The organism is Streptomyces sp. NPDC037271, from assembly GCF_055603605.1.
This window is the reverse complement of the sequence record NZ_JBVJVN010000013.1, coordinates 1-25965: the sequence shown is the minus strand read 5'-3', so window position 1 is coordinate 25965 and position 25965 is coordinate 1. Positions and strand designations below refer to the sequence as shown.

General features: G+C 73.1%; 19 protein-coding genes and 2 pseudogenes. 11 read left to right on the top strand and 10 right to left on the bottom strand.

Going from position 1 to position 25965, the window contains the following annotated elements:
* Positions 1-103 precede the first annotated feature (103 nt).
* Positions 104-877 (bottom strand): CDP-alcohol phosphatidyltransferase family protein, encoded by a 774-nt coding sequence (locus ACZ7G3_RS22160; protein ID WP_470927736.1) that lies wholly within the window; start codon positions 875-877, stop codon positions 104-106.
* Between the two features lie 109 nt (positions 878-986).
* Between ACZ7G3_RS22160 and ACZ7G3_RS22155 the strand changes: the two genes are divergently transcribed.
* From ACZ7G3_RS22155 to ACZ7G3_RS22135, 5 genes and pseudogenes are all read left to right on the top strand, one after another.
* Entirely contained in the window at positions 987-1979 is a 993-nt protein-coding gene (locus tag ACZ7G3_RS22155; protein ID WP_470927734.1) for a zinc-dependent alcohol dehydrogenase, read from the top strand.
* Positions 1980-2137: 158 nt separating this feature from the next.
* Positions 2138-2536, top strand: coding sequence for a 6-pyruvoyl trahydropterin synthase family protein (locus ACZ7G3_RS22150; RefSeq protein WP_426597363.1), 399 nt, complete (start codon positions 2138-2140; stop codon positions 2534-2536).
* A gap of 203 nt (positions 2537-2739) precedes the next feature.
* Positions 2740-3882, top strand: a complete 1143-nt coding sequence (locus ACZ7G3_RS22145; protein WP_470927732.1) for a glycosyltransferase family 4 protein — start codon at positions 2740-2742, stop codon at positions 3880-3882.
* 224 nt (positions 3883-4106) lie between these two features.
* Entirely contained in the window at positions 4107-5105 is a 999-nt protein-coding gene (locus ACZ7G3_RS22140) for an SAM-dependent methyltransferase (RefSeq protein WP_470927730.1), read from the top strand.
* Positions 5102-6082 (top strand): annotated as a pseudogene (locus ACZ7G3_RS22135) (lysylphosphatidylglycerol synthase transmembrane domain-containing protein); the annotation flags it as partial. The gene ACZ7G3_RS22140 and the pseudogene ACZ7G3_RS22135, both read left to right, overlap by 4 nt.
* Positions 6083-6294: 212 nt before the next feature.
* On the opposite strand, the gene ACZ7G3_RS22130 reads toward ACZ7G3_RS22135, so the two are convergent.
* Positions 6295-7053 (bottom strand): creatininase family protein, encoded by a 759-nt coding sequence (locus ACZ7G3_RS22130; RefSeq protein WP_470927728.1) that lies wholly within the window; start codon positions 7051-7053, stop codon positions 6295-6297.
* Positions 7054-7154: 101 nt separating this feature from the next.
* On the opposite strand from ACZ7G3_RS22130, the gene ribA reads away from it, so the two are divergent.
* On the top strand, positions 7155-7823 hold the full coding sequence (gene ribA, locus ACZ7G3_RS22125; RefSeq protein ID WP_470927726.1) for a GTP cyclohydrolase II: 669 nt from the start codon (positions 7155-7157) through the stop codon (positions 7821-7823).
* A 148-nt stretch (positions 7824-7971) separates the two neighbouring features.
* On the opposite strand, the gene ACZ7G3_RS22120 is transcribed toward ribA, so the two are convergent.
* From ACZ7G3_RS22120 to tkt, 7 genes are read right to left on the bottom strand one after another with little or no spacing between them, the layout of a single operon-like run.
* Complete coding sequence (locus ACZ7G3_RS22120; protein ID WP_470927724.1) at positions 7972-9432, bottom strand: membrane-associated oxidoreductase; 1461 nt, start codon at positions 9430-9432, stop codon at positions 7972-7974.
* 57 nt (positions 9433-9489) lie between these two features.
* A complete protein-coding gene (gnd, locus tag ACZ7G3_RS22115) occupies positions 9490-10371 on the bottom strand; it encodes a phosphogluconate dehydrogenase (NAD(+)-dependent, decarboxylating) (RefSeq protein ID WP_426597354.1) in 882 nt (293 codons plus the stop codon).
* A gap of 1 nt (position 10372) precedes the next feature.
* Positions 10373-12061: a glucose-6-phosphate isomerase gene (gene pgi / locus ACZ7G3_RS22110; RefSeq protein WP_470927946.1), complete on the bottom strand. Its 1689-nt coding sequence runs from the start codon at positions 12059-12061 to the stop codon at positions 10373-10375.
* Positions 12062-12065: 4 nt separating this feature from the next.
* The gene (gene opcA / locus ACZ7G3_RS22105; RefSeq protein WP_426597353.1) at positions 12066-13001 is read right to left on the bottom strand and encodes a glucose-6-phosphate dehydrogenase assembly protein OpcA; all 936 of its coding nucleotides are present in this window, start codon (positions 12999-13001) and stop codon (positions 12066-12068) included.
* Positions 12998-14785, bottom strand: a complete 1788-nt coding sequence (gene zwf / locus ACZ7G3_RS22100) for a glucose-6-phosphate dehydrogenase (RefSeq protein ID WP_470927721.1) — start codon at positions 14783-14785, stop codon at positions 12998-13000. Before zwf ends, opcA begins: the two co-directional genes overlap by 4 nt.
* Positions 14782-15951 carry a transaldolase gene (gene tal / locus ACZ7G3_RS22095; RefSeq protein ID WP_470927719.1) on the bottom strand — a complete coding sequence of 390 codons (1170 nt, stop codon included), beginning with the start codon at positions 15949-15951 and terminating at the stop codon, positions 14782-14784. The genes zwf and tal overlap by 4 nt, the downstream gene beginning before the upstream one ends.
* Positions 15952-15989: 38 nt before the next feature.
* Entirely contained in the window at positions 15990-18128 is a 2139-nt protein-coding gene (tkt, locus tag ACZ7G3_RS22090; RefSeq protein WP_470927717.1) for a transketolase, read from the bottom strand.
* A gap of 156 nt (positions 18129-18284) precedes the next feature.
* On the opposite strand from tkt, the gene ACZ7G3_RS22085 reads away from it, so the two are divergent.
* Together ACZ7G3_RS22085 and ACZ7G3_RS22080 are read left to right on the top strand one after the other, a co-directional pair.
* Positions 18285-19220, top strand: coding sequence for a helix-turn-helix transcriptional regulator (locus tag ACZ7G3_RS22085; RefSeq protein ID WP_470927944.1), 936 nt, complete (start codon positions 18285-18287; stop codon positions 19218-19220).
* An 84-nt stretch (positions 19221-19304) separates the two neighbouring features.
* On the top strand, positions 19305-22331 hold the full coding sequence (locus tag ACZ7G3_RS22080) for an NACHT domain-containing protein (protein ID WP_470927715.1): 3027 nt from the start codon (positions 19305-19307) through the stop codon (positions 22329-22331).
* Positions 22332-22374: 43 nt separating this feature from the next.
* On the opposite strand, the pseudogene ACZ7G3_RS22075 reads toward ACZ7G3_RS22080, so the two are convergent.
* Positions 22375-22521, bottom strand: a pseudogene (locus tag ACZ7G3_RS22075) (carbohydrate-binding protein); the annotation flags it as partial.
* Between the two features lie 147 nt (positions 22522-22668).
* On the opposite strand from ACZ7G3_RS22075, the gene ACZ7G3_RS22070 reads away from it, so the two are divergent.
* From ACZ7G3_RS22070 to ACZ7G3_RS22060, 3 genes are all read left to right on the top strand, one after another.
* A complete protein-coding gene (locus ACZ7G3_RS22070) occupies positions 22669-24006 on the top strand; it encodes a 6-phospho-beta-glucosidase (protein WP_470927713.1) in 1338 nt (445 codons plus the stop codon).
* Between the two features lie 280 nt (positions 24007-24286).
* A complete protein-coding gene (locus ACZ7G3_RS22065; RefSeq protein ID WP_470927711.1) occupies positions 24287-25156 on the top strand; it encodes a metallophosphoesterase family protein in 870 nt (289 codons plus the stop codon).
* Positions 25153-25833 carry a 4'-phosphopantetheinyl transferase family protein gene (locus tag ACZ7G3_RS22060; RefSeq protein WP_426597346.1) on the top strand — a complete coding sequence of 227 codons (681 nt, stop codon included), beginning with the start codon at positions 25153-25155 and terminating at the stop codon, positions 25831-25833. Before ACZ7G3_RS22065 ends, ACZ7G3_RS22060 begins: the two co-directional genes overlap by 4 nt.
* Positions 25834-25965: the final 132 nt, after the last annotated feature.

Here is a 25965-nt window from a genome sequence, read left to right as displayed (position 1 = left end):
GATCCAGTGCCCAGCGGTCTCCGGAGACCGTCCCCGGCCGCGGAGCGTGGCGGCCTGCACGCCCGCCCCCGCGCCGGCGGTCCACGCCGCCGGCAAGGCCGCCTCACCTCTGAGCGAGGAGATCCGGCGCCACCGTGTCCGGGGCGTCCTTCTCCCGCGGCGTCCGCCGCCACAGCCACCGCACGTCCCGCCCGAAGGACCAGGCCAGCAGCCCCAGCGCCGCCAGCACCACCCCGGTGTTCGCCGTCCGCGGCAGCAGGGACGCGCTCGCCAGCAGCAGCAACACGCCCTGCAGCGCGGCCACCGTCTTGCGGGCGGTGCTCGGCGGCAGCGGGGCGGTCAGCCACGGCCACAGGCGGGCGGCGGCGACGAACACGTAGCGCATGCCGCCGATCAGCAGGACCCAGGGGCCCAGGTCCAACGCGACGTACACGCTGAGCACCAGGATCAGGAACGCGTCGACCTCCATGTCGAACCGGGCGCCCAGTGGCGAGGACGTGCCGGTGCGGCGGGCGACCCGGCCGTCCACGCCGTCCAGGATCAGGGCCACGGCCGTCAGGCCGACGAGGAGGGAGACGGGCGGTGCGCCGCGGAAGGAGTCCGCGACCAGCGCCGTGACCCCGCCGACCAGGACGGCCCGGCCGAGGGTGACCCGGTTGGCGGGGCCGAACGACGGCAGCCGGGAGCGGTGCAGGGCCCGGGAGAGCACCGCCCAGGTGGCGAACGCGAACGCGAGGCCGGTCAGCCAGCCGGCCGTGCCCATGCCGATCGCGGTGCCGAGCAGCGACAGGAGCAGGATCTGCGCGCCCGCCCCCACCGCCGTCTCCTGCTGAACGGGCCTCGCGTCGTACGCGTCGTACGTGTTGTTCAGGGCCACCGAACACCCTCCGGCCGAGTGACAGAGTCGATCAGCGCCGCTACCTTGTGCGCGGCTCGTGCGTCCCTCGGTACGTGGGCGGCTTCCCGATCGTTCAGGAGGACATCCGATGACAGGCACCGCACACGCGTTCTGGATCGACGCGCCGGGCCGGGGCGTGATCCGCGAGGTACGGCTGCCCGAGCCCGGGGCGGACGAGGTGCTCGTGCGGACGCTCTACAGCGGGGTCAGCCGGGGCACGGAGACGCTCGTCCTCCGCGGCCGGGTGCCCGAGAACCAGTACGCGGCCATGCGCGCGCCGTTCCAGGAGGGCGACTTCCCGGGGCCGGTGAAGTACGGCTACCTCAACGTCGGAGTGGTGGAGGAGGGGCCGGGGAACCTCGTCGGCCGTACCGTCTTCTGCCTCTACCCGCACCAGACCCGGTACGTCGTCCCGGCCGCCGCCGTCACCCCGGTGCCCCCACAGGTCCCCGCCGGGCGGGCCGTGCTCGCCGGCACCGTCGAGACCGCCGTCAACGCCCTGTGGGACGCGGCGCCCCTGGTCGGCGACCGGATCGCCGTGGTCGGCGGCGGCATGGTCGGCTGCTCGGTGGCCGCGCTGCTGGCCCGGTTCCCCGGCGTCCGCGTCCAGCTGGTCGACACCGACCCGGCCCGTGCCGGGGTCGCCGAGGCGCTCGGCGTCGGCTTCGCGTCGCCCGCCGACGCCCTCGGTGACCTCGACCTCGTCGTCCACGCCAGCGCGACGGAGGCGGGCCTCGCCCGGTCACTGGAGCTCCTGCGGCCCGAGGGCACCGTCCTCGAACTGAGCTGGTACGGCGACCGGCGCGTCGCCCTCCCCCTCGGCGAGGCCTTCCACTCCCGCTGCCTGACCCTGCGCAGCAGCCAGGTCGGCACCGTCTCCCCGGCGCGCGGCGCCACCCGCACGTACGCCGACCGGCTCGCCCTCGCCCTCGACCTGCTCGCCGACCCGGCGCTCGACGCGCTCGTCACCGGCGAGTCCGCGTTCACCGAACTGCCGGACGTGCTGCGAAGGCTGGCCGCCGGTGAGATCCCCGCCCTGTGCCACCGGATCCGGTACGCCGACGAGGGCCGCGGTGACTGACCGCTGACCAGCCGTCCCCTCCGGGACGGCATCGGCGCCGGACCTTGGGAAGAGACGTGCGGGCCGCTGAACAAGGGAAGGCACCGGGCCGTAATAGACGGCACCCCCGCGCAGCGATCGGCGGGGGATCAGACGTGCCACACCTGGAGGGTCGTCCGTTGTTCAGCATCACCGTCCGCGATCACATCATGATCGCCCACAGCTTCCGCGGCGACGTCTTCGGGCCCGCGCAGCGCCTGCACGGAGCGACGTTCCTCGTGGACGCCACCTTCCGGCGCGAGCAGCTGGACGAGGACGACATCGTCGTCGACATCGGACTGGCCACCCGGGAACTGGGTGCCGTCGTCGGCGAGTTGAACTACCGCAACCTCGACAATGAACCCGACTTCGCCGGCGTCAACACCTCCACCGAGTTCCTGGCGAAGGTCGTCGCCGACCGGCTCGCCGAGCGCGTGCACAAAGGCGCGCTCGGGGAAGGGGCCCGGGGGCTGGCCGGTCTCACCGTCACCCTGCACGAGTCGCACGTCGCCTGGGCGAGTTACGAGCGTGCGCTGTGACCGGCACGTCCACCGGCACGTCCACCGGCACGGCGGCCGGGTGGCCCAGGCTCACCTGCGTCCCCGAACGGACGTCCGCTCAGGCGTCCGGGCCGACGCCCGGGCAGGTGACCGCTCAGGCGTCCGGGCCGACGTCCGGGCAGGTGCCCGCTCAGGCAGCCGGGCCGACGTCCGGGCATTTGTCCGCACAGGCGTCCGGGCAGATGTCCGCGGTGACTTCGTCCCCGAGGAGCGGGGGGATCATCCCCATGGCCCTGCGCTCGGTGCACTTCGTCATGCCGGGCGGAGTCGACGACCCGGCCGCGCCGAGCGGCGGCAATGCCTACGACCGGCGTGTGCGGCTCGACCTGCCCGGCTTCGGCTGGCGGGTGCGGGGGCTGCCGGTGGCCGGTGACTGGCCCCGGCCGGACGACGGCGCCCGCGCGGAACTCGCCCGCGTACTGCGCCGGTTGCCGGACGGTGCCGTCGTCCTCCTCGACGGGCTGGTCGCCTGCGGCGTCCCGGAGATCGTCGTACCGGAGACCGAGCGGCTGCGCATGGCCGTCCTCGTCCACCTCCCGCTCGGCGACGAGACCGGCCTCGACCGCGCCGTGGCCGCCGGACTGGACGCCCGCGAACGCGCGGTACTGCGCGCCGTCCCGGCCGTCGTCGCCACCAGCGACTGGGCGGTCCGCCGCCTCGTCTCCCACCACGGACTCGACCCGGGCCGCGTCCACGTCGCCGTCCCCGGCGCCGACATCGCGCCCCTCGCGCCCGGCACCGACGGCGTCTCCCGGCTGCTGTGCGTCGCCGCCGTCACCCCCCGCAAGGGCCAGCACCGGCTGGTGGAGGCCCTGGCGACCGTCACCGACCCGCAGTGGAGCTGCGTGTGCGTGGGCGGGCTCGGTCACGACCCGGAGTACGTCGACCGGCTGCGGGCACTGATCGCGCGGCACGGTCTGGAGGACCGGCTGGTGCTCGCGGGCCCGCGGGCCGGCGCGGAGCTGGACGCCGCCTACTCCACCGCCGACCTGATGGTCCTCACCTCGTACGCCGAGACGTACGGCATGGCGGTGACGGAGGCCCTCGCGCGCGGCATCCCCGTGCTGGCCACGGATGTCGGCGGCGTCCCGGAGGCGGTCGGGCGCGCTCCCGACGGCGGGGTGCCCGGCATCCTCGTGCCGCCGGAGGACCCCGCCGCCCTCGCCGCCGAACTGCGCGGCTGGTTCGGCGAAGCGGACGTACGACGCCGGCTCAAGGCCGCGGCACGCGGTCGCCGCGCCGCCCTGAACGGCTGGGCGACCACGGCACGGAGCCTGGCCGCGGTACTGCACCGGCTGCCCGGCGAACCCCGGAGGACGGCATGAGGGAGACGACGGCGCCGGCCGCGGGAGCCGTCCCGTCCCGGCCCGGCCCGCAGGACACCCCCGAGGCCGTGATCGGCGTGCCCCCGGGCGCCGGCCCGGCCGGTCTGCCCGTCGGGGGTCCGGATGGTTTGCCCGCTGAGCGGTCGGGTGGTCTGTCCGTCGGGGGTTCGGATGGTTTGCCCGCTGAGCGGTCGGGTGGTCTGCCCGTCGGGGGTCCGGACGGGTTGCCCGCCGAGCCGTGGGACGGCCTCCCGACCGGGGGACCGGACGGTCCGTCCGCCGAGCGGTCGGCTGACCTGCCCCCCGGGCAGCTCATCGGCCGCCCCGGGCCGACGCCCTCCGCGGAGCGCCTCGCCCTCCGCCCCCGCGAGGCCCCGGGGCATTCCGGCGGACCCCCGCGCTACGCGCCGGAGTGGCTGCGACTGCGCGAGCCCGCCGACGCCGCCGCGCGGGCGCGCGGCCTGCTCGGCCCGCTGCGGATCCGCCTCGCCGACCTGCCGGGGCGGGCGGACGGACTGGTCGTGCACGACGTGGGCTGCGGCACCGGCTCGATGGGACGCTGGCTCGCGCCGCTGCTCGACGGCGCCCAGCACTGGGTGCTGCACGACCGGGACCCGTACCTCCTGCACTTCGCCGCCGTCGCCGCCCCGCGCTCGGCCGCCGACGGCAGTCGCGTCACGGTCGAGACCCGGCGCGGCGACCTCGCCCGTCTCACCCCGGACGCGCTGACCGGCGCCGCGCTGGTGACGGCGTCCGCGCTCCTCGACGTCCTCACCACCGAGGAGGTCGGCACGCTCGCCGCCGTCTGCGCCTCGGCCGGCTGCGCGGCGCTGCTGACCCTCTCCGTCGCCGGGCGCGTCGACCTGACCCCCGCCCACCCCCTGGACGCCGAGATCGCCGAGGCGTTCAACGACCACCAGCGGCGCACCGGCCTGCTCGGCCCGGACGCGGTCACCGCGGCGACGGCGGCCTTCGCCGCGCACGGCGCCACCGTACGGACGCACCCCAGCCCCTGGCGGCTGGGCCCGGGCGAGGCCGCGCTCACCGCCCAGTGGCTGCGGGGCTGGGTCGGCGCGGCCGTCGAACAGCGCCCGGAGCTGCGTGAACGGGCCACCCGCTACCTGGACGAGCGTCTCGCGTCCCGCGCCGCGGGGGAGTTGCGCGTCGTCGTCCACCACACCGACCTGCTGGCGTTGGGCCGGCCGGCGGGCAGGGCCTCGTGAGCGCACCGACCGTACCGGTGAGGGCCTTGCCGACGGCGGTCGTACGCCGGGACACCGCGGCAACCGCCGGCCCCCCTGCCGGCGACCTTCCCGGACATCCTCCCCGCCTCCGCTCCCTCCGCTCCCTCCGCTCCCTCCGCTCCCTCCGCTCCCTCCGCGCCCGCCGCGCCTTCCGCGCCCACCTGGGCAGCCTCGCCGGCACCGCCGTCCTCGCCGTACTCCTGTGGCGGACGGGGACCGGTGTCCTCCTGGACGGGCTGCGCCGGATCGACGGGACCGCGTTGCTGGCGGCGCTCGGGATCGGGCTGGTCACCACGGTGTCCAGCGCCTGGCGTTGGGCCCTGGTGGCCCGGGCGCTGCGCATCCGGCTGCCCCTCGGACCGGCCGTCGCCGACTACTACCGTGCCCTGTTCCTCAACGCCGCCCTCCCCGGTGGCGTCCTCGGCGACGTGCACCGCGCGGTACGGCACGGACGCGGCGCCGGCGACCTGGGGCGCGGTGTGCGGGCCGTCGTCCTCGAACGCGCTGCCGGACAACTCGTGTTGGTCGGCGTCGGCGTCGCGGTGCTGCTCACGGTGCCGTCCCCCGTGCGGGCCGCGACCCGGAGCATCGCACCGTTCGCGGGGATGGCCGTACTCGGCGCGCTCGCCGTCGTCCTCGCTCTGCGCGTGAACCGGGCGCCCGCGCGTCCGGACCCCGGACCGCAGCGGAAACCCGGGGCCCTGCGGACGACGCTCGCCGAGGCACGCGAAGGGCTGCTGTCCCGGCGCAGCCTGCCGGGGGTCCTCGTGTCGTCCGTCGTCGTGCTGGCCGGGCACCTCGCGATGTTCGTCCTCGCCGCCCGGGTGGCCGGCAGCGGTGCCTCCGTCGCCGTACTGACCCCGCTGGCCGTCCTGGCCCTGCTCGCCATGTCGCTGCCGTTCAACGTCGGCGGCTGGGGGCCCCGGGAGGGCGTCACCGCCTGGGCGTTCGGCGCGGCCGGGCTGGGGGCGGGCGCCGGGCTGGGCGTGGCCGTGGTCTACGGGGTGCTCTGCTTCGCGGCGAGCCTGCCCGGTGCCGTCGTGCTCGTCGCCCGCCGGCACGCGGGGCCGCGAGCCGGCGGCTGCGGGCCGGCGGCTGCGGGCCGTCAGCTCCGGGCCGTCGGCTCCCGGCCGCGCGCGGGGGCCGGCCGGTGCTCCGCCCGACGCCACTACCCGGGCTCACCGTCCGACACCGTGCCCGCCACCGCCGTCAGCAGCGCGAAACACATCCCGAAGGAATCCGCGAGGCCGGCCAGCAGTTCCTTCCCCTTTTCCGCCGATCCCAGTGAGGGACGCCCGATGACACCGGATTCGGTATATCCGGACATACCGAGGGAGAGCAGATGACGCCGGTCGTCCGCGACGAAATCGGCGGCCTCGTAACCGGGCCTGACGTATTCGGGGTGCGTATGCAGAAGAATGGAGGTCTCGATTTCCCCCGCGTGCATGTCGGTGAGCAGCGAAGTGGTCACCCCCGCACGTTCCCGCGCCGCTTCCCAGTCCTCCGCGGCGGGGAACAGCGCCATGCGCTCGCCGCGGGCGGTGGACTCCTGGACGACGTTGCCCAGTACGTAGTTTCCGCCGTGCCCGTTGACCACCACCAGGGCGTCGACGCCCGAGCGGCGCAGCGAGTCGGCTATGTCCCGTATCACCGCATGCAGGGTCACGGAGGAGATGCTGACGGTCCCCGGCCAGTCCGCGTGTTCGTGCGAGCAGCCGATGGTCACCGGCGGGAGCAGGTGCACCGGGTACGCGGCGGCGATCTCCCGTGCGACGGCGCAGGCGACGAGCGTGTCGGTCGCCAGCGGCAGATACGGGCCGTGCTGCTCGAAACTCCCCACCGGCAGCACCGCGACCTGCCGCGGCACCCCGGAGCCCCGTTCGCGCACGTCCGCGCTCGTGTCCGCCGGCACCAGTGAAACGTCCATTCCCGCACGGCCTTTCGTCTCCGCCCGGCAATCCGCTGAGCCGTCTGCTGGGCGATCTGTTGAGCAATCTGTTGAGCAATCTGTTGAGGAACGCGAGAATCATGACAGAAAAAATCGGTGTAATCGGCAAGAAAGTGTCGCAGCGGTCACGGCGCACGGACGTGGAACGCGTCGTGGTCACACCCCTGCCCACCATGTACGGGGAATTCCGGGCGTTCGGCTATTTCGACCACGAGCGTGGCGAGGAGCAGGTGGCGCTCGTCCACGGCGACCCGGGCGCCGAAGGCGTGCTCACCCGACTGCACTCGGAGTGCCTGACCGGCGACGCCCTCGGCTCGCGGCACTGTGAGTGCGGCGACCAACTCGCCTCCGCGCTGCGGGCGGTGGCCGCCGCGGGCAGCGGCGTCGTCGTGTACCTGCGCGGCCACGAGGGGCGCGGCATCGGACTGCTCGGCAAGCTGCGCGCGATGGCGCTGCAGGCGGAGGGCCTGGACACGGTGGAGGCGAACCTCGCCCTCGGCCTGCCGGTCGACGCCCGGGACTACGGCGTCGCCGCCCGCGTCCTGGAGGACCTCGGGGTGCGGTCCGTACGGCTGATGTCCAACAACCCCCGCAAACGGGAGGCGTTGGTACGGCACGGCATCCAGGTCGCCGAGCAGGTGCCGCTGCTGATACCGCCGTGCGAGAGCAACATCACCTACCTGCGGACCAAGCGGGAGCGCCTGGACCACCACCTGCCCCACCTGGACGCCGTGGCGCACCTGTCCTGAACCGCACCCATGGGCCGCGCGCCGGTCACGCCCCGGTCGGTCCGTCAGGGCCTCGTGCACGAGCCGCCTGCGCGGGGAGGGCGGCGTGCGCGGGGAGGCGCGGCCAACGCGCCGGTCCGGCCGGCCGCGCAGCACGCGGTGCGGGGGTTCACTGGCGGCTGACCGTGCGGGTCAGGCCGGTGATCACGGTGGTCGCCAGGATCCAGCCCGTGACGATCAGCACGTAGGACAGCGTCTGGTACCCGCCCTTCGGGGCGAAGGCGTTCTCCTGGCCGAAGGAGATGACCGGCAGCAGCAGGTCCAGGGTGTAGAACACCGGATCGAAGTCGGGGGACTCCGCGGGCTTGAGGGGCGGCGGGTGGCGCAGCCCGTACGCGACGGAGCCGACCGCGAGGAGCGACAGCAGCCAGCCACCCGCGCGCAGCGGACGGAAGCCGTACCCGACCGTGACGTCCTGGAGGTGCCCCCACAGCCGGCCGTACCAGGGCAGAGTGCGACGGCGCCGCCGCTGCTTGGCGAGCTGGACCAGCCGGGCCGCGTCGTCGTCGCCGATCCGGCGGTAGGCGGCGGTCAACTGCTCGTAGGTGAAGGGCAGGTAGCTGTCGCCCTTCTCCAGCATCGGCAACCGTCTTGCGGCGGGCTCGTGCGGGACGAGCGACGTGTAGGTGAGGTCGTTCAGCTGGACCCAGCCCGGTACCGCCTCCGGTTCGACGAACAGCACGTCCACCTGGGCGCGGCGCAGGTTCAGGGCGCCCTCCGGCCTCGGGCCCTGGCGCAGCCACAGTTCGCCGATCACGGAACTGCTCGCGCGCAGCGCGGTCCCCCCGGGATTGGCCAGGCGCGCGTGCGAGAGGTCGAGACGGCCGGATATGCGCGCGCCGCGCAGCTCCAGCCGGCCCCGCACCTCGGCGTGCCGCATCACCACGTCGGCCTCGGCCGCGAGCGTATCGGCCTGCAGGGCGGTGCCGCCGGGACGGTCCAGGACCGCGTCGGTGAGGTTGACCGCCCCGGCCACCCGTGCGCCGGTGAGCCGCACCTCGCCCCGGGCGCGCAGCCCCGGCGCCCACAGGTCGGCACCGAGGATCGCCTGGTTCAGCTGGAGCACCGGCCCCTCGGCGTCCGGCGCGTGGATCTCCGTGCTCACCAGGTAGAGGCTCCCGGTGACCTCCGCCCCGCCGAGCCGCACCATCCCGCCGAACCGCGCGCGGGTCAGCCGCAGCACCCCCTCGACCCGGACGGCGTGCGCGATCAGCCCGGGCAGCACGGACTCGCTCAGGTTCACCTCGCGCAGCCGTCCCGCGTACAGCCTCGGCGCCTCGTCGAAGTGGCAGTGCCGCAGCCGCACGGGGTGGTCCACCGTCGCGTACTGCAACTCCAGCGGGCCGGTGACGCGCGCCCCCGCCAGACTGAGCGCGGCCACCTCGCCGTCCTCCCGGGGACCGTCCAGGAGCAGCGCCCTCAACACGCTCCCTCGTACGCTCCGTTCGGGGCCCCAGGCGCCGCCGTCGGCCGGGTCCTCGTCGTCCGCGGCGCGGAAGTCCACGGCGGTTCCCGTGGCGAAGGCCCGCCAGACGCGCGCCTCGGCCGGTGTCAGGTCGTTGATCTCCATCGCGGGGACTCTGACCCGAACCGGCCGGTCGCGTCAACGTGTTACTGCCACGCCGTGCTACTTCTTGGCCGACTCCACCGCGTGCCCACCGAACTGGTTGCGCAGTGCGGCGATCATCTTCATCTGCGGCGAGTCGTCCTGCCGGGACGCGAACCGCGCGAACAGGGAGGCCGTGATCGCGGGCAGTGGCACGGCGTTGTCGATGGCCGCCTCGACGGTCCAGCGTCCCTCGCCGGAGTCCTGGGCGTAACCGCGCAGGTTGTCCAGGTGGTGGTCCTCGTCGAGGGCGTTGACGGCCAGGTCGAGGAGCCAGGAGCGGATGACGGTGCCCTCCTGCCAGGAGCGGAAGACCTCGCGGACGTTGTCCACGGAGTCGACCTTCTCCAGCAGCTCCCAGCCCTCGGCGTAGGCCTGCATCATGGCGTACTCGATGCCGTTGTGGACCATCTTGGAGAAGTGCCCGGCGCCGACCTTGCCCGCGTGGACGTAGCCGTAGGGGCCCTCGGGCTTGAGCGCGTCGAAGATCGGCTTGAGGTCGTCGACGACCTCCTTCTCGCCGCCGACCATCAGCGCGTAGCCGTTCTTCAGGCCCCACACACCGCCCGAGACACCGGCGTCGACGAAGTTGATGCCGTGCCGGGCCAGCTCCTCGGCGTGCTTCTCGTCGTCCGTCCAGCGGGAGTTGCCGCCGTCGATGACGGTGTCACCGTGCCTGAGCAGGGTCGCCAGCTGGTCGATGACGCCCTGCGTGGCGGCGCCGGCCGGCACCATCACCCAGACCGCGCGCGGCCGCTCCAGCTGCTCGACGAGGTCGACGAGGCTGTTGACGTCGGCCAGCTCGGGATTGGTGTCGTAGCCGACGACGGTGTGGCCGGCGTTGCGCAGACGCTCGCGCATGTTGCCGCCCATCTTGCCGAGACCCACAAGACCGATCTGCATGTCAGTGCACTTCCTTCAGTTCACGGTAGGCGGCCACCAGCGCGGCCGTGGACGGGTCGAGGCCGGGCACGTCGGCGCCCTCGGTCAGGGCGGGCTCGACGCGCTTGGCGAGGACCTTGCCGAGCTCGACGCCCCACTGGTCGAAGGAGTCGATGTTCCACACCGCGCCCTGGACGAACACCTTGTGCTCGTACAGCGCGATCAGCTGGCCGAGGACGGAGGGGGTCAGTTCACCGGCCAGGATCGTGGTGGTCGGGTGGTTGCCCTGGAAGGTGCGGTGCGGCACCTGCTCCTCGGGCACGCCCTCCGCGCGGACCTCGTCGGAGGTCTTGCCGAAGGCCAGTGCCTGTCCCTGGGCGAACAGGTTGGCCATCAGCAGGTCGTGCTGCGCCTTCAGCTCGTCGCTCAGCTCGGCGACGGGCCGGGCGAAGCCGATCAGGTCGGCCGGGATGAGCTTGGTCCCCTGGTGGATCAGCTGGTAGTAGGCGTGCTGCCCGTTGGTGCCGGGCGTGCCCCAGACCACCGGCCCGGTCTCCCACTCCACCGGACGCCCGTCGCGGTCCACCGACTTGCCGTTGGACTCCATGTCGAGCTGCTGGAGGTAGGCCGTGAACTTCGACAGGTAGTGGCTGTACGGCAGCACCGCGTGCGACTGGGCGCCCATGAAGTTGCCGTACCAGACGCCCAGCAGGCCCAGGATCAGCGGGGCGTTGGCCGGGGCCTCGGCGTTGCGGAAGTGCTCGTCGACGATGCGGAAGCCGTCGAGCATCTCCCGGAAGCGGTCCGGGCCGATGGCGATCATCAGGGAGAGCCCGATCGCCGAGTCGTAGGAGTAGCGGCCGCCGACCCAGTCCCAGAACTCGAACATGTTGGCCGTGTCGATGCCGAAGCCGGCGACCTTCTCGGCGTTCGTCGACAGCGCGACGAAGTGCCGGGCGACGGCCTTCTCTCCCCCGCTCTCGGCTTCGCTCGAGCGGGTGGGGCCCCCATCGTCCAGCCCGGCCAGCAGCCAGGACCGCGCCGACGTCGCGTTCGTGATCGTCTCGATCGTGGTGAACGTCTTGGACGCCACGATGAACAGCGTCTCGGCCGGGTCCAGGTCCCGGACCGCCTCGTGCAGGTCGGCGCCGTCCACGTTGGACACGAACCGGAACGTGAGCGAGCGGTCGGTGAAGGCGCGCAGCGCGTCGTACGCCATCGCCGGACCGAGGTCGGAGCCGCCGATGCCGATGTTGACGATGTTGCGGATGCGCTTGCCGGTGTACCCGGTCCACTCGCCGGAGCGGACCCGGTCCGCGAAGGCGGTCATCCTGTCGAGCACGGCGTGCACCTTGGGCACGACGTTCTCGCCGTCGACCTCGATCACCGCGTCCCGCGGGGCGCGCAGCGCGGTGTGCAGCACCGCCCGGTCCTCGGTGATGTTGATCCGCTCGCCGCGGAACATGGCGTCGCGCAGGCCGGACACGCCGGTGGCCGCGGCCAGTTCCCGCAGCAGGTTCATGGTCTCGTCGGTGATCAGGTTCTTGGAGTAGTCGATGCGCAGGTCGCCGACGCGCACGACGTACCGTTCCGCCCGCCCGGGGTCGGCGGCGAACAGCTCGCGCAGGTCCGGTCGTCGCAGCGCGTCCTCGCGGTGGTCCGCCAGCGCGGTCCACTCCGGGCGCCGGGTGAGCTTCGGGGAGTCGGACATGGGGTCAGACATGGACAGGGGTCTCCTTGCCGGCCTCGCCGCGCAGGGCGACGGCGTACATCTCGTCCGCGTCGAGGCGCCTGAGCTCCTCGGCGATGAGTTCGGAGGTGGGGCGCACCTTCAGTGCGAGGGAGCGCGGGGGCTGGCCGGGCAGGGTCATCGTGGCGAGCGGTCCCTCCGGCCGGTCGATGACGATCTCGCCGTTCGCGGTGCCCAGGCGGACGGCCGTGACGACCGGTCCGTCGGTGATCACCCGGTCGACCCGGACGTGCAGCCGGGCCTCCAGCCAGCGGGCCAGCAGCTCGGCGGCCGGGTTGTCGGCCTCGGCCTCCACGGTCGCCGAGGTCACCGGCACCCGGGCCTGGTCGAGTGCCGCGGCCAGCATGGAGCGCCACAGCGTCAGCCGGGTCCAGGCGAGGTCGGTGTCGCCGGGCGCGTAGGAGCGGACCCGGCGCTCCAGGACCTCCATCGGCCGCTCGACCGCGTACAGGTCGGTGATCCTGCGCTGCGCCAGCGCGCCCAGCGGGTCCTGCGCGGGGTTGTCCGGCGCCTCCACCGGCCACCACACGACGACCGGGGCGTCCGGCAGCAGCAGCGGCAGCACGACCGAGTCGGCGTGCTCGGACACCTCGCCGTACATGCGCAGCACGACGGTCTCGCCGGTGCCGGCCTCGGAGCCCACCCGCACCTCGGCGTCGAGGTGCGAGCGGGTGCGGTCGCGCAGGTTGCGGGCGTGCCGCTTGATGACGACCAGGGTGCGCGAGGGGTGCTCGTGCGAGGCCTCCTCGGCCGCCTTGATCGCGTCGTAGGCGTTCTCCTCGTCCGTGACGATCACCATCGTCAGGACCATGCCCACGGCCGGGGTGCCGATGGCGCGGCGGCCCTGCACCAGCGCCTTGTTGACCTTGCTTGCCGTGGTGTCGGTCAGGTCGATCCTCATGGCCTGCGCCAGCTCCGTCCGTCTCGTGCGAGCATCTCGTCGGCTTCCCGCGGTCCCCAGCTGCCCGAGGCGTACTGCGCGGGCCGCTCGTGCGTGGCCCAGTACTCCTCGATCGGGTCGAGGATCCGCCAGGACTCCTCCACTTCCTGGTGACGGGGGAACAGGTTGGCGTCGCCCAGCAGGACGTCCAGGATCAGCCGTTCGTACGCCTCCGGGCTGGACTCCGTGAAGGACTCGCCGTACGCGAAGTCCATGGACACGTCCCGGATCTCCATCGACGTGCCCGGCACCTTGGAGCCGAACCGCACCGTCATGCCCTCGTCGGGCTGGACGCGGATGACGATCGCGTTCTCGCCGAGCTCCTCCGTCGCGGTGGAGTCGAAGGGGGAGTGCGGGGCGCGCTGGAAGACGACGGCGATCTCGGTGACCCGGCGGCCGAGCCGCTTGCCGGTGCGCAGGTAGAAGGGGACGCCCGCCCAGCGGCGGTTGTCGATGCCCAGCTTGATCGCCGCGTAGGTGTCGGTCGTGGAGGCCGGGTCGATGCCCTCCTCCTCCAGGTAGCCGGGGACCTGCGCGCCGCCCTGCCAGCCGCCCGCGTACTGCCCGCGTACGGTGTGCTCGCCGAGTTCGTCCGGCAGCCGCACCGCCCGCAGCACCTTCAGCTTCTCGGTGAGCAGCGACGCGGCGTCGAAGGAGGCGGGCTCCTCCATCGCGGTCAGCGCAAGCAGCTGGAGCAGGTGGTTCTGGATGACGTCGCGGGCGGCGCCGATGCCGTCGTAGTAGCCGGCCCGGCCGCCGATGCCGATGTCCTCGGCCATGGTGATCTGCACGTGGTCCACGTAGGACCGGTTCCAGATCGGCTCGTACATCTGGTTGGCGAAGCGCAGCGCCAGGATGTTCTGGACGGTCTCCTTGCCCAGGTAGTGGTCGATGCGGAAGACCTGCTCCGGATCGAAGACCTCGTGCACCAGCGCGTTCAGCTCACGGGCGCTGCCCAGGTCGTGCCCGAACGGCTTCTCGATCACCGCGCGGCGCCAGGAGCCGTCCGGCGCGTCGGTCAGCCCGTGCTTCTTGAGCTGCTGGACGACCTTCGGGAAGAACTTCGGCGGCACCGACAGGTAGAAGGCGTAGTTGCCGCTGGTGCCGCGGGAGGCGTCCAGCTCCTCGACGGACTTGCGCAGCTGCTCGAACGCGTCGTCGTCGTCGAAGTCGCCGGGGATGAAGCGCATGCCCTCGGCGAGCTGCTGCCACACCTCCTCGCGGAACGGTGTGCGCGCGTGCTCCTTGACGGCGTCGTGCACGACCTCGGCGAAGTCCTGGTTCTCCCAGTCCCGGCGGGCGAAGCCGACCAGGGAGAAGCCCGGCGGCAGCAGGCCGCGGTTGGCCAGGTCGTAGACGGCCGGCATCAGCTTGCGGCGGGACAGGTCACCGGTGACACCGAAGATGACCAGTCCGGACGGGCCCGCGATGCGGGGGAGGCGGCGGTCCTGGGGATCGCGCAGGGGGTTGCTCCAGTCGAGGGGTGCGACGGGCGCGACGGCCTGCTCGCCGGCGCCCGCCCCCTTCGCCCCCTCGGCGGCCTCGGCCGCCCGGGACTTCTCGGCGGTCCGGGCGGACCCGGCCGTCCGCGGCGCCTTGGACGCCTTCGGCGTCCCGGCGGCGCGGGACTCCTCGGCCTCCTCGGCGAGCCGCGGCCCCGCGGCGTCCCGGGCCGTCCTCGCCTCCTTGGCCTCCTTCGTCGCCTTGGTCTCGTGGACCGTCGTAGCGGGAAGGTCCTCGCTCATTCCCCGTCAACTCCCTTGCTGTCGAGGGACTTCGTCACGGCGTCGAGCAGGTCCTGCCAGGCCGCCTCGAACTTGGCCACGCCCTCCTGCTCCAGCTGCTGCACCACCTCGTCGTACGAGATGCCGAGCCGCTCCACGGCCGCGAGGTCGGCCCGGGCCTGGGCGTAACCACCGGTGACCGTGTCACCCCGTACGTCACCGTGATCGGCGGCGGCGTCCAGGGTTGCCTCCGGCATCGTGTTCACGGTGCCGGGAGCGACCAGCTCCTCCACATACAGGGTGTCCCGGAATGCCGGGTCCTTCACCCCGGTCGACGCCCACAGGGGGCGCTGGGCGTTGGCGCGGGCGCCCGCCAGGGCGGTGAACCGGTCACCAGGCCGCGTCGGACCGCCGACCGAGCCGAACACCTCTTCGTACGCCGCGTAGGCCAGTCGCGCGTTGGCCAGCGCCGCCTTCCCCTTCAGGGCGAGGGCCTCGTCCGTGCCCAGCAGCGTCAGGCGCTTGTCGATCTCGCTGTCGACGCGGGAGACGAAGAAGGAGGCCACGGAGTGGATGCCGGCCAGGTCGTGCCCGGCCGCCTGCGCCTTCTCCAGGCCGGCGAGGTAGGCGTCCATGACCTCGCGGTAGCGCTCCAGGGAGAAGATCAGCGTGACGTTGACGCTGATGCCGGCGCCGACGACCTCGGTGATCGCCGGGAGACCGGCCTTCGTCGCCGGAATCTTGATCATCACGTTGGGGCGGTCGACCAGCCAGGCCAGCTGACGCGCCTCGGCGATGGTGGCCCGCGTGTCGTGGGCGAGACGCGGGTCGACCTCGATGGAGACCCGGCCGTCCCGGCCGCCGGTGGCGTCGTACACCTCGCGCAGCACGTCGGCGGCGGCGCGGACGTCGGCGGTGGTCATCATGCGGACCGCCTCGTCGACGGTGACGCCCCGGGTCGCGAGGTCGGCGAGCTGCTCCTCGTAGCCCTCGCCGGAGCCGATGGCGGCCTGGAAGATCGAGGGGTTGGTGGTGACGCCGACGACGTTCTTCGTCCCGATCAGCTCGGCGAGGTTGCCGGACTCGATCCGCCGCCGCGACAGGTCGTCCAGCCAGATGGAGACGCCCTGGTCGGACAGGCGTCGCAGTGCTCCCGCGGTCGCGGTTGCTTCGGTCACAGTGATCATCTTCTCTTTCTGCGGTCGGACCGGTGGTTCCGGTCGGCTCAGCCGCGGGCGGCGGCCAGGGATTCCCGGGCGGCGGCGGCGACGTGCTCGGCGGTGAAGCCGAACTCGGTGAACAGGGTCTTGGCGTCGGCGGAGGCGCCGAAGTGCTCCAGGGAGACGATGCGGCCCGCGTCCCCCACGAACCGGTGCCAGGTCAGGCCGATACCGGCCTCCACGGCCACCCGGGCCCTGACGGACGGCGGCAGCACGCTCTCGCGGTACTCGCGCGGCTGCTCCTCGAACCACTCCACGGACGGCATCGACACCACGCGCGCGGGCGTGCCCTCCGCCTCCAGCGCCTCCCGCGCGGCCACGGCGAGCTGCACCTCGGAGCCGGTGGCGATCAGGACCACGTCCGGTGCGCCGGTGGAGGCGTCGGCGAGGACGTAGCCGCCGCGCGCCGCGTCCGGGTTCGGCTCGTACGTCGGTACGCCCTGACGGGTGAGGACGAGTCCGTGCGGGGCCGGGCCGGTCGAGTGGCGCCTGAGGATCTCGGCCCAGGCGGTCGCGGTCTCGTTGGCGTCGGCCGGGCGGACGACGTTCAGGCCGGGGATCGCGCGCAGGGCGGCGAGGTGCTCGACGGGCTGGTGGGTCGGTCCGTCCTCACCGAGGCCGATGGAGTCGTGGGTCCACACGTACGTCACCGGCAGCTGCATCAGCGCCGACATGCGCACGGCGTTGCGCATGTAGTCGGAGAAGACGAGGAACGTGCCGCCGTAGACGCGGGTGTTGCCGTGCAGGGCGATGCCGTTCATCTCCGCGGCCATCGAGAACTCACGGATCCCGAAGTGGACGGTGCGGCCGTACGGGTCGGCCTCCGGCAGCGCGTTGCCCTCGGGGAGGAAGGAGCTGGTCTTGTCGATGGTCGTGTTGTTCGAGCCGGCCAGGTCGGCGGAGCCGCCCCACAGCTCGGGCAGCACCGGGCCGAGGGCCTGGAGGACCTTGCCGGAGGCGGCGCGGGTGGCGACGGCCTTGCCGGTCTCGAACACCGGCAGGGTGTCCTCCCAGCCCTCGGGCAGCCGGCCGGCGACCACGCGGTCGAACAGCCCGGCGCGTTCCGGCCGGTCGCCGCGCCACTTGGCGATCCGCTTGTCCCAGGCGGCGTGCGCCCGGGCGCCCCGGTCCAGGGCCTTGCGGGTGTGGGCGAGGACCTCGTCGTCGACCTCGAAGGACCGCTCGGGGTCGAAGCCGAGGACGCGCTTGGTGGCGGCGACCTCGTCCTCGCCGAGCGCGGAGCCGTGGGAGGCCTCGGTGTTCTGCGCGTGCGGGGCGGGCCAGGCGATGATCGTGCGCATGGCGATGATGGAGGGGCGGCCGGTCTCCGCCTTCGCCGCCGTCAGCGCCGCGTACAGCGCGTGCACGTCGACGTCGCCGTTCTCGGCGGGCTCGACGCGCTGCACGTGCCAGCCGTAGGCCTCGTACCGCTTCAGCACGTCCTCGGAGAACGCGGTCGCGGTGTCGCCCTCGATGGAGATGTGGTTGTCGTCGTAGAGGAAGACGAGGTTGCCGAGCTTCTGGTGGCCGGCCAGCGACGAGGCCTCGGCGGAGACGCCCTCCTGGAGGTCGCCGTCGGAGACGATCGCCCAGACGGTGTGGTCGAAGGGGGACTCGTCCCCGGGGCGCTGGGAGGCTTCAGCGGCCCCGGGGGCCTCAGCGGCCTCGGGGATCTCGCGAGCGTCGGGGTCGAACAGGCCGCGTTCGTAGCGGGCCGCCATCGCCATGCCGACCGCGTTGGCGACGCCCTGGCCGAGCGGGCCGGTGGTGGTCTCCACGCCGGCGGTGTGGCCGTACTCGGGGTGGCCGGGCGTCTTCGAGCCGTGCGTACGGAAGGCCTTCAGGTCGTCCAGCTCCAGCTCGTACCCGGCGAGGTACAGCTGGGTGTACAGCGTCAGCGAGGTGTGACCGGGGGAGAGGACGAAGCGGTCACGGCCGGCCCACTCCGGATCGGCGGGATCGTGCCGCATCACCTTCTGAAAGATCGTGTACGCCGCCGGGGCGAGGGCCATCGCCGTGCCGGGGTGGCCGTTGCCGGCCTTCTGCACGGCATCGGCCGCGAGAACTCGGGCGGTGTCGACGGCACGCCGGTCGAGTTCGGTCCATTCGAAGCGGTCCGCGCTGTCCATTGTGTGCGTGCTCATCTTCAAGAAGTCCTCGATCGGAGCGGAGAAACGGGCTTGACGTGTTCAAACTTAAAAGTCTGACTTTTGAGAGTGAAGGTCCCGATGTGCCAGCCTGTGGTGAAACTGGGACACGCCCCGGCGCGGGACGTGCGGGCGGGACGGCACGAGAAGGACATGGCGGACGAAAACCATCAAGACGGCAGCGGCGGCGGTGACGGCGGCAGCGGGTACGGCGACGGGATCAGAACCTTCCCCTTCCCGGTCGATCTCAGCCTCCTCGGCGTCGGCATGCAGGTCGGCCCCATGGGCGCCGGCCGCACCTGGCACGCGCAGGCGCCGCTGCACCGCGTGCACCGCATCGACTTCCACGTCGTCATGCTCTTCACCGGCGGCCCGGTCCGCCACATGATCGACTTCGCCGAGTACGAGGCGACGGCCGGCGATCTGCTGTGGATCCGGCCCGGACAGGTCCACCGCTTCTCGCCGCGCAGCGAGTACCGCGGAACGGTGCTCACCATGCAGCCCGGCTTCCTGCCCCGCGCCACCGTCGAGGCCACCGGCCTCTACCGCTACGACCTGCCGCCCCTGCTCCACCCCGACGAGGGGCGGCTCGCCGGGCTGACGGCCGCGCTCGACCAGCTCCGCCGCGAGTACGAGGACGCCACCACCCTGCCCCTCAGCCTGCACACCGCCGTACTGCGCCACACGCTGTCCGCGTTCCTGCTGCGTCTCGCGCATCTCGCCGTCAGCTCCGCCGAGGCGGCACGGCAGGGGCAGGCGGCCGCGCCGGGCGACACCACCTTCACCCTCTTCCGGGACGCGGTCGAACGGGACTTCGCCACCAACCACAGCGTCAGCGCCTACGCCGACGCGCTCGGCTACTCCCGCCGTACCCTCGTCCGCGCGGTGCGCGCCGCCACCGGCGAGACACCCAAGGGGTTCATCGACAAACGCGTCGTCCTGGAGGCCAAGCGCCTCCTCGCCCACACCGACATGCCGATCGGCCGGGTCGGTGCGGCGGTCGGCTTCCCGGACGCGGCGAACTTCTCCAAGTTCTTCCAGCAGCACACGGACCAGACGCCGGCGGTGTTCCGGGCGGAGCTGCGCTGAGATCACCGGACACCTGCACCCGCCCCTCCCGACTCCCTATGCTCTAGGAGCGCTTGTCACTGGTACGTCGGTTCGGGGGGTCTGATGGATCCGGCCAGCATCGGTACGACCGCGCGCATCGCCTCGGCGGTGGCGCGGCCGATCATCGCCAGACTCTTCGTCCAGGAGGGGCCGGGCGCGGGCCTCGTGGACAAGCCGGTACGCGTCTCGCGGCTCATCGGGTGGGGCGGGGAGAAGCGCGGACTGAGCAACCTGGACATGTGGAAGATCGCGCGGGAGCTGGTGAAGGCGGCCATCGACGCCAACCCGCACGAACCCCCGGTGAAGTCCGACGAACGCGAAGCGCTCGCCGACGCCCTCGCGGCGACCCTCAGCGCCCTCGGCGAGCTGGAGATGGACGACGTACAGGCGGTCCGGCTCGGCCGGGTCGAGCTGGCGCGACGCCTGACGGCCGCCCGTGGGGACGCCACAAGGGACCTTTCCGCCGACGCCACCGCTCTGTACGACAGTCTCCTCGACCTGAGCTGCCTGCACATCCTGCACTTCTTCACCCAGCGCTCGACCTTCGTCGCCCGTGCCCAGGTGGCCCAGACCCGCATGCTCGACGAGACACTGCGCCTGCTGGACGCGCTGGTGGACCGCATCCCCCGCCCCGGCAGCGCGGACGAGGAGTTCGAGACACGCTATCTCGCCCACCTGGAACGCAAGTACGGCAAACTCAACATCTTCGGCCTCGACCTGAGCGATCCCGGACAGGCCAACTGGCCCCTGGACACCGCCTACCTCAACCTGGAACTGGCATCGCAGCGTGACGGCGGTTCGCCGTCGGCCAACCGCCGACGTGTCGAAGAGGCGTTCACCGGATGCAACCGGGCGATGCTGCGGGGCATGGCCGGATCGGGCAAGACCACGCTGCTGCAGTGGCTGGCCGTCTCGGCCGCGCAGAACTCCTTCCCCGACGAACTGGCGGAGCTCCGCGGCCGGGTGCCGTTCGTGCTGCCACTGCGCGCGCTCGCCCAGACTCCGGGGATGCCGGGCCCCGAGCGGTTCCTCCACGCCGTGGGCAACATGCTGCACGGGCTCCAGCCCGAGCACTGGGCCGACCGGGTCCTGCACAGCGGCCGCGGCATGGTGCTCATCGACGGCGTGGACGAGATCTCCGAAAGCGAACGCCCCGGCGTGCGCCGGTGGTTGCTCGACCTGATCGAGCTCTACCCGAGGAACTTCTTCCTCGTCACCACCCGGCCCTCCGCCGTGGACACCCACTGGCTGGAAGAGGTCGACTTCGCCGAGTTCAACCTGCTGCCGATGACCCGCCAGGACGTCGACCGGTTCGTCCACCGCTGGCACGACGCCGTCCTCACCACGGTCGGCGAACCCGAGGAACGACAGGCGGTCGAACGCTGCCGCGAAGCCCTGCGCGCCAGCCTGCGGCAGAAGCACGACCTGTACCGGCTGGCCACCAATCCGCTGATGTGCGCGCTCATCTGCGCTCTGCACCGCGACCGGCTGACCCACCTCCCCGAACGCCGCATGGAGTTGTACGCCGCCGCGCTCACCATGCTGCTGGTGCGCCGCGACAAGGAGCGCGAGATCCCCGCGCCCCCCGGCCTGGCACCCACGGAGGAGGCCCAGGTCCAGCTCCTCCAGCGGGTCGCGTACTGGCTGATCCGCAACGGGCGTTCCGAGGCGGCCCAGAGCACCGCGGTCCGCATCATCCGGGAGAAGCTCCCCGCCATGCCGCACCTGGCGCCACCCGACCGGGCCCAGGACGTCTTCCGCTACCTGCTGCTGCGCAGCGGGCTGCTGCGGGAACCCTCGGCGGGCATGGTGGACTTCATCCACCGCACGTTCCAGGACTACCTCGGGGCCAAGGCCGCCGTCGAGGCCGAGGACCTCGACCTCCTCGCGGAGTCCGGCCGTGACGACCAGTGGGACGACGTCGTCCGGCTCGCCGTCGGCCACGCCCGCGACAGTGAACGCGCCTACCTGCTGCGCAAGCTGGTCGCGCTGGGCGACCAGAGCGCCGACCCGAAACTGCGCCGTCGCTACCACCTGCTCGCCGCCGCGTGCCTCGAGCACGCCACCACCCTCGACCCGGCCGTCCGCGCCGCGGTGCTCCTGCGGGCCGGTGAGCTGATTCCCCCCGCCTCTCCGGCGGACGCCGAACAGCTCGCCACCGCCGGTGACATCGTCCTCGACCTGCTGCCGCGTCCCGGGGGTCTGGGACCGGAGCAGGCGCGGGCCACGGTGATGACCATCGCCCGGATCGGCGGTGCGGCCGCGCTGGACCAGATGGCCCGGTTCCAGGGCGTGCCCGACCGTATCGTCCGCCAGGAGGTGGCGGCCTCCTGGCCGTACTTCGACGCTCGGTCGTTCGCCGAGGACGTACTGGCCGGCCTGCCGATGGACGACCTGACACTGCACCTGTCCGCCCCGGAGCAGGTCGCCTGCCTCGACGTGCTCGACCGGGTGCCCCACCTGTCCGTGCGGGGCCAGTTGCTGACCGCCGGCCTCGTCGAGTCCCTGGTCCCCCTGCGGGTCCACTCCCTGTCGGTCGCGCTGTCCAGCGCCGTGTCGTTCTCAGTGCCCTCCCTGGCACCGCTCGACGGACTGCGCCGGCTCGTCGTCGAGTCCTGCGATGTCATCGAGGAACTGGCCGTCCTGGCCGAGAGCCCGGCGGAGGAGCTCACCCTGCACCGGCTGCCGGCCGGAGCGGACCTGGGCTTCCTGACCGGAGCCGCACAGCTGAGGTCTCTCACCCTGTCCTCGCCGCACGGCGTACCGCTCCCCACGGTGCCGCTGCCCCGGATCACCAGCCTCACCGTGGACGGGGTCCTGACGGACGCCGGAGTTCCGGAGTTCGCGGCGGCGCACCCCGCGCTGACCTCCCTGACCCTGCGACTGACCTGTCAGAGCTACCAGGCGCCCGTCGACCTGTCCCCGCTGCGCGACGTGCCGAGGGCGAAGATCGACATCACCCTCGTGGACGCCGGCAAGGTGCACGGTCTGGAGTCGTTCCCGGCCGATCGGGTGGTCGTGCGCCACGAGGGCCGGTCCGGGACCGACAGGCGGCCCCGGACCGGCTTGCTGCGGCGCTTCCGGGCGTGAGCTCCGGCTGGTCAGCGGCCGAAGCCGAACCAGTGCAGCGCCGGCCGAAGCCGAACCGGTTCACGTTCAGGAAGGCGGCGGGCCGGCCGCTGGTGAAGGTCAGGTACACGTCGTGCGTGCCCGTCACCGCGCCGATGTCCGCCGGGACGGTGCGCCACGACTGCCGGCCGCCCGTGCTGCCCACCGCGAAGCGAAGGCGTTCGGGAAGCGCCGCCCGTTCGCCCGGCGTCGGCGTCTGCGTCAGCCGCGGGGCCGGACTGGGGCCGGTGTCGGCGGGGCCGGGCGTGCCATGATCGGCGCGGACGGAAGACTGGCCGGGCAACGGAAGGGCGTGGGCGTGAGGCTGACGATTCTGGGCGGCGGCGGGTTCCGGGTGCCGCTCGTGTACGGGGCGCTCCTCGGCGACCGTGCCGAGGGACGCGTGACGCATGTCGTGCTGCACGACCTGGACGCGGCCCGGCTGTCGGCGGTGACCCGGGTGCTGGCCGAGCAGGCCGCCGGGATGCCCGACGCTCCCGAGGTGACCGCCACCACCGACCTGGACGAGGCGCTGCGCGGCACCGACTTCGTGTTCTCCGCGATCCGCGTCGGCGGCCTGGAAGGCAGGGCCGACGACGAACGGGTGGCGCTCGCCGAGGGCGTCCTCGGGCAGGAGACGGTCGGCGCGGGCGGCATCGCGTACGGACTGCGGACCGTTCCGGTCGCCGTCGACATCGCACGGCGCGTGGCCCGGCTGGCCCCGGACGCCTGGGTCATCAACTTCACCAACCCCGCCGGTCTGGTCACCGAGGCCATGTCCCGGCACCTCGGCGACCGGGTCATCGGCATCTGCGACTCCCCGGTCGGCCTCGGCCGCCGCATCGCCCGCGTGCTGGGCGCCGACCCGGCCCGGGCCTTCATCGACTACGTCGGCCTCAACCACCTCGGCTGGGTCCGCGGCCTGCGCGTCGCCGGCCGCGACGAACTCCCGCGGCTGATCGGCGACCCGGCGCTGCTCGGCTCCTTCGAGGAGGGCCGGCTCTTCGGCCCCGAATGGCTGCGCTCCCTGGGCGCGATCCCCAACGAATACCTGCACTACTACTACTTCAACCGGGAGACCGTCCGCGCCTACCAGGAGGCGGACCGGACCCGCGGCGCCTTCCTGCGCGACCAGCAGGCCCGCTTCTACGACGAGATGCGCCGCCCCGCCGCCCCCGCGCTGGCCACCTGGGACCGCACCCGCGCCGAACGCGAGGCCACCTACATGGCCGAGAACCGGGAGACGGCGGGCGCGGGCGAGCGCGAGGCCGACGACCTGTCCGGCGGCTACGAGAAGGTGGCCCTGGCGCTGATGCGGGCCGTCGCCCGCGACGAGCGCACCACCCTGATCCTCAACGTCCGCAACCGCGGCACGCTGTCGGTCCTCGACCCCGACGCCGTGATCGAGGTGCCGTGCCTGGTCGACGCGAACGGCGCCCGTCCGGTGGCCGTGGACCCGCTGCCGGGGCACGCCACCGGCCTGGTCTGCGCGGTCAAGGCGGTCGAGCGCGAGGTCCTGGCGGCGGCCGATTCCGGCTCCCGTACGGCGGCGGTACGCGCCTTCGCCCTGCACCCCCTCGTCGACTCGGTCAACGTCGCCCACCGCCTGGTCGACGGCTACACGGCGGTCCATGCCGGCCTGGGGTACCTGCGGTAGGGCCGGCGGCAAGGGTGCGGCCGGGGAGCGGCCGGTCGCGGTCGGGGACGGCGGCCCCCGCACGGGCCGCGTCGGGAACCCGCGCGGGCATCGCCCGGCGACGTGCGCCGAGCCTGTGCCGGGCCTGCGCCGGGCCTGCGCCGTGCCCTGAGCGGCACGGCAGCGCCGGCGCCGCCGCAGGGCGGTCGGGTGGTCCGGTCCGGCGGGGCGAGTCGCCCTTGTGACCGGAGGGCGGGATGTGATCTCGTGGCGTCGAACGCGTGTCTGGAAGGGGTGGGGGATGACGTCTACGGTCGGTGGCCCTGGCCAGTTGTGGGCCATCAGCGACTTGCACATCGGCTACGCGGAGAACCGTGCTCTGGTCGAGGAGATGCGTCCCGGCTCCGACGACGACTGGCTCCTGGTGGCCGGAGACGTGGCGGAGACGGTCGCCGACATCCGCTGGGCCCTCGGCACCCTCGCCGGTCGCTTCCGCCGGGTCGTCTGGGCCCCCGGCAACCACGAACTGTGGACCCACCCGAGCGACTCCGTCACCCTCCGCGGGGTCGCCCGCTACGAGCACCTCGTCGAGATGTGCCGCGAACTGGGCGTGACGACACCCGAGGACCCGTACCCCGTGTGGGACGGAGTCGGCGGCCCGGTGGCCGTCGCACCGCTGTTCCTGCTCTACGACTACTCGTTCCTGCCCGCCGGATGCGCGACCAAGGCCGAGGGGCTGGAGTACGCCCACGGCACCGGCGTCGTGTGCAGCGACGAGTTCCTGCTGCACCCCGACCCGCACCCCAGCCGCGAGGCATGGTGCAGGGCGCGGGTCACCGAGACCGAGCGCAGGCTCGCCGAGATCCCCGCCGAACTGCCGACGGTGCTCGTCAACCACTACCCGCTGGACCGGCATCCCACGGACGTCCTGTGGCACCCCGAGTTCGCCATGTGGTGCGGCACCCGCCTGACCGCCGACTGGCACCGCAGGTTCCGGGTCGACACCATGGTCTACGGGCATCTGCACATCCCGCGGACCACCTGGCACGAGGGCGTCCGCTTCGAGGAGGTGTCGGTGGGCTACCCCCGCGAATGGCGCAAGCGGACGGGGCCACCGGGACGGCTGCGCCGCATCCTGCCGTCGGCGTCGCGTGAGGAGGTGGCCCGGTGATCGAGGAACTGCTGCCGGACACGGTCGTCACCGTGGAGGCCCACGGCCACGACGACACCGGACACCTGCCGCTCTACCCCGAGGAGGAGGCGCTCGTGGCGCGGGCGGTCGCCAAGCGCCGCCGGGAGTTCACCGTCGTCCGGTCCTGCGCCCGCCGGGCCATGGAGAAACTCGGCGTGCCCCCGCAGCCCGTGCTGACCGGCGAACGCGGGGCGCCGCGCTGGCCGCACGGCCTGACCGGCAGCATGACCCACTGCGACGGCTACTGCGCCGCCGCCCTGGTCCGTGTCGCCGACCTCGCCTCCCTCGGCATCGACGCGGAACCGGACGGGCCGCTGCCGGACGGGGTCCTGCCCAGCGTGTCGCTGCCGGCCGAGGTGGAGCGGCTGCGCCGGCTGGCCGAGGAGCGTCCTGGTATCCACTGGGACCGGCTGCTGTTCAGCGCCAAGGAGTCGGTCTACAAGGCGTGGTTCCCCCTCACGGGGCAGTGGCTGGACTTCACTGAGGCCGACATCGAGATCTCCGTGGACCCCGTCGACCCGCGCCGCGGCTCCCTGCGTGCCGCCCTCCTGGTGCCGGGACCGACCGTGGGCGGCCGGCGCCTGACCCATTTCGACGGCCGTTGGACCGCCCGGCAGGGCCTGGTCGCCACGGCGGTCACGGTCCCGCACACCTGAGCCTGTGCCTGCGCCTGAGCCAGTGCCTTCGGGCATCCCCGCGGGGGGGGGGGGGGGGGGGGGGGGGGGGGGGGGGGGGGGGGGGGGGGGGGGGTGGGGGGGGGGGGGGGGGGGTGGGTGGCCCCCTGCCTC

Coding starts and splice junctions, on each gene's coding strand:
- ACZ7G3_RS22155 (WP_470927734.1), top strand. CDS start 987: ATGACAGGCACCGCACACGCGTTCTGGATCGACGCGCCGGGCCGGGGC.
- ACZ7G3_RS22145 (WP_470927732.1), top strand. CDS start 2,740: ATGTCCGCGGTGACTTCGTCCCCGAGGAGCGGGGGGATCATCCCCATG.
- ACZ7G3_RS22130 (WP_470927728.1), bottom strand. CDS start 7,053: ATGGACGTTTCACTGGTGCCGGCGGACACGAGCGCGGACGTGCGCGAA.
- ribA (WP_470927726.1), top strand. CDS start 7,155: ATGACAGAAAAAATCGGTGTAATCGGCAAGAAAGTGTCGCAGCGGTCA.
- ACZ7G3_RS22120 (WP_470927724.1), bottom strand. CDS start 9,432: ATGGAGATCAACGACCTGACACCGGCCGAGGCGCGCGTCTGGCGGGCC.
- gnd (WP_426597354.1), bottom strand. CDS start 10,371: ATGCAGATCGGTCTTGTGGGTCTCGGCAAGATGGGCGGCAACATGCGC.
- pgi (WP_470927946.1), bottom strand. CDS start 12,061: ATGTCCGACTCCCCGAAGCTCACCCGGCGCCCGGAGTGGACCGCGCTG.
- opcA (WP_426597353.1), bottom strand. CDS start 13,001: ATGAGGATCGACCTGACCGACACCACGGCAAGCAAGGTCAACAAGGCG.
- zwf (WP_470927721.1), bottom strand. CDS start 14,785: ATGAGCGAGGACCTTCCCGCTACGACGGTCCACGAGACCAAGGCGACG.
- tal (WP_470927719.1), bottom strand. CDS start 15,951: ATGATCACTGTGACCGAAGCAACCGCGACCGCGGGAGCACTGCGACGC.
- tkt (WP_470927717.1), bottom strand. CDS start 18,128: ATGAGCACGCACACAATGGACAGCGCGGACCGCTTCGAATGGACCGAA.
- ACZ7G3_RS22085 (WP_470927944.1), top strand. CDS start 18,285: ATGGCGGACGAAAACCATCAAGACGGCAGCGGCGGCGGTGACGGCGGC.
- ACZ7G3_RS22080 (WP_470927715.1), top strand. CDS start 19,305: ATGGATCCGGCCAGCATCGGTACGACCGCGCGCATCGCCTCGGCGGTG.
- ACZ7G3_RS22065 (WP_470927711.1), top strand. CDS start 24,287: ATGACGTCTACGGTCGGTGGCCCTGGCCAGTTGTGGGCCATCAGCGAC.